Raw genomic sequence first — 2,894 nt, 5'->3', positions numbered from 1 at the left:
GCATTGTGATTTAGCTGCATAAGTTGAGGCGACATCTACCTTGAAAGTTACCGATACGCACGTTGCAGGTATTACATTGAAGATAAATTGCGTCGACGGTAGAAATACCTGCAAACATTTCAAATGCTTTGATTCCCTTCATTTTGCCTACTTTACACCTAAATTCTGCACAATTCAGGGCAAGCTCCATATTTGTGTAAATTACACCATGGCTTCCATCTTCATTGTTTATAGTTGGGACATTAATTGGATTGTCTTTTCCAGTCGTAATTATGTGCTCAACTTTATCTGTGCTTACAGGAGTATCTCTACCACCTGTTTCTAGTAAAAAGAAATATACCCATTCTTTCATTAGCAACTGGAGAAACTTCTCTAGTTTTTCAGAGTCATTCTCATCTACCACTTCTTCAAATAAATTCTCTAAATCCAAGAACCTAACTCTCTATCTTTGACGCATAACGCATGCGTGTGGGGCGCCGCCAAAAGCGGCGTCCCAGGCAGCTTGCTGCCGACACTACGCACTTGTTATGTGGCTACTTAATTTTGAACTCTGTCTCTAACTGCCATGAACAAGCCTGCGTCATAAATGGTTAATTCGTCTTTATCATTATCAACCATTGCAACTTTAATCCATTCTCCAGTTTCTGGATGCTTAAAGAATTCTTCTTTTGGAGTGCCTGACTTTTTGTTAGCTATAAATTTACTTGGTATTAGTATTGGGTTGCCATTACTATCTTCATATGACATAAAAATCATTAATGAAAAATTTTCTTCATCAATATCATTAGCAATAATTCTGTGAATATACATTTCACTATTGGTTTTTGGTAAAAAAATCAATTCATTTTCATTTTGTAACTTTTTAATAAAAGTTGAAAGTTCCTTTTTGAAATCTTTACCATTTTTAAATAGATAGACTTCTCGTTTGAAGTCACCTTTAATGACTTCTGAGGTGCTTGTGTTTTGAGTTTCGGTTTTTATTTCCGGGGCTTTACGAATCAAACCCATTAAACCGAACGTAAAAATCAAGATTGCAAATATAACTGTGACAATTTTATTCATAGAAGCACACGTTGCAAAAGACCACGTTATATCAAAATTACAAAAACATTTTGATAAGGGATTTCTACCAGAATAATGCGTACTTTGTGCCTGATTGCTGCCACATAACGCTAAATTCAGGGGCTGCGCCGCAGGCGCAGTCCCCTGGAATTTTTTGTTATGTGCGTTTACGATGTGAAATACCAATTTAGACCAACCCGGTCATTGGTTTCAGTACAAAGTGTGTTTTTGCTTGCACTTTTTCCATCTTTACCAGAAACCATCGCACCAAAGCTTGGTTTAATTCCTTGCTTTCTATAAATACTCACATCTGCACATAGCTGATCTCCTTCTTGATATTTTTTCAAGACAGTAACTGAGCCAAATGTATCACCACCTGCATGCCATACTGATTTCTTTTTGGAATTATTAGTCAATGCCTCATGTAATGTTTTTGATGCTAGAAGCTGCTCGTATTGTGAAAGGTTTTGAAAACCTGAAATCGATGTTATTTGACTAGACAAATCATCATAGAGCGACTCTAATTCTTTTAATTTCTCAAACTTCGTAAATTCTTTGCCTTTAAATTTAATAGAAGGTATATCACGAACTCGCGTAGATATCTTTTCGACAAACTGCTCCATATCGATCGTTTCTTTAGGTTCAATTACATTGATGAAAACCTCATTATTCGTAGACCTATAATTTGTTACAAAACCCTCTGCAATAAAATTAATTTTGCTACGGTCTTTGCTCCAGCAAATTGAATTTCTGTAATCACCGCCCAATTCCTTGCAATGATCCATGAAACTAACAATAAAATTATCAAGCGAGGAGAATGATGGAACATAAGTTAAATAATACTGATGATAAAAATCATTGCTCTCAAGCGTTGCTTTTTTATCAACATATAATTTTTCTAGCAGCGCAGCACCGTCTTTAACTTCAATCATTGTTTTTGTTATTAGTTCTGTAGGCCCTGTTGGTGCTGGAGAATTGTCACTTCCAGTACTAGAAACACCCATTGTTTTGCAGCCAGAAAGTAACATTGTAGTTGCTGCTGCAAGTAATCCGTGTTTTATTTTCATTGCAATAATCCTTTAGAAATTTTTTATAATTTTTGAAAAAAACCTTCATTCTTACTTCATCTTTAGTACTCCTCTAACATTTTTGATTAGCACATAACGCCAAAATCAGGTGCGCCGTAGGCGTCACCTGGATTTTTTTGTTATGTTGCTGTTGGGTGCTGGTAAATATGCCATATACCACCACGAAACTCTGTAGCTTTGCTAAAAACTGCACCTACAGATTCAGCAAGTTTTATAGATGGAATATTTTCTGAATTTATGAAGCTAATCAATGGCAAATTTGGTATGTGTTCTCTGCCAGCAACTTGCACTGCGATAGTTGCTTCCTTAGCGTAACCTTTACCCCAATATCTTGGAGCCAAAGCCCATTTTATTTCTGGCGCTGGCCAATCATTGGGATACCAGAAACCAACAGGCCCAAGGACTTTACCAGAATCCTTACTCACTACAGCATACGGCCCATATTTTCTGATTTGCCAATGACCGATCATACCGCACATAGTTCGCCAAGTTTCACCTTCAGTGAATTCCCGACCAGTTGTAAATTTTGTTGCAACAGTATCGGAATAATATTCATGAAGATCTCTCCAATCATCATCTTGGAATTGCCTGAGAATTAATCGCTCTGTTTCTAATTCAGAAGGTACAAGAAAATCCATCTACTTGATAACTCCTTTGATTGGATTGCAACATAACGCCTGTGTGTGGGGTGCCGCCACAGGCGGCATCCCAGGCAGCTTGCTGCCGACACCACGCTTTTGTTAG

The 2,894-nt window shown here is 37.3% G+C and carries 4 protein-coding genes; all 4 read right to left on the bottom strand.

What is annotated here, in order from left to right; all coding sequences use genetic code 11:
* Positions 1-10: 10 nt before the first annotated feature.
* A complete protein-coding gene (locus tag KDK19_RS07360; RefSeq protein ID WP_257291649.1) occupies positions 11-430 on the bottom strand; it encodes a hypothetical protein in 420 nt (139 codons plus the stop codon).
* A 107-nt stretch (positions 431-537) separates the two neighbouring features.
* Positions 538-1,248: a hypothetical protein gene (locus KDK19_RS07355; protein WP_257291648.1), complete on the bottom strand. Its 711-nt coding sequence runs from the start codon at positions 1,246-1,248 to the stop codon at positions 538-540.
* Positions 1,230-2,129 (bottom strand): hypothetical protein, encoded by a 900-nt coding sequence (locus KDK19_RS07350; RefSeq protein ID WP_257291647.1) that lies wholly within the window; start codon positions 2,127-2,129, stop codon positions 1,230-1,232. Before KDK19_RS07350 ends, KDK19_RS07355 begins: the two co-directional genes overlap by 19 nt.
* Positions 2,130-2,269: 140 nt before the next feature.
* Positions 2,270-2,788 carry a GNAT family N-acetyltransferase gene (locus KDK19_RS07345; protein ID WP_257275337.1) on the bottom strand — a complete coding sequence of 173 codons (519 nt, stop codon included), beginning with the start codon at positions 2,786-2,788 and terminating at the stop codon, positions 2,270-2,272.
* Positions 2,789-2,894 lie beyond the last annotated feature (106 nt).

Source organism: Endozoicomonas sp. ONNA1 (assembly GCF_024606325.1).
In the GTDB taxonomy this organism is placed as follows: Bacteria; Pseudomonadota; Gammaproteobacteria; order Pseudomonadales; family Endozoicomonadaceae; genus Endozoicomonas_A.
This window is presented reverse-complemented; position numbering and strand designations above follow the sequence as displayed.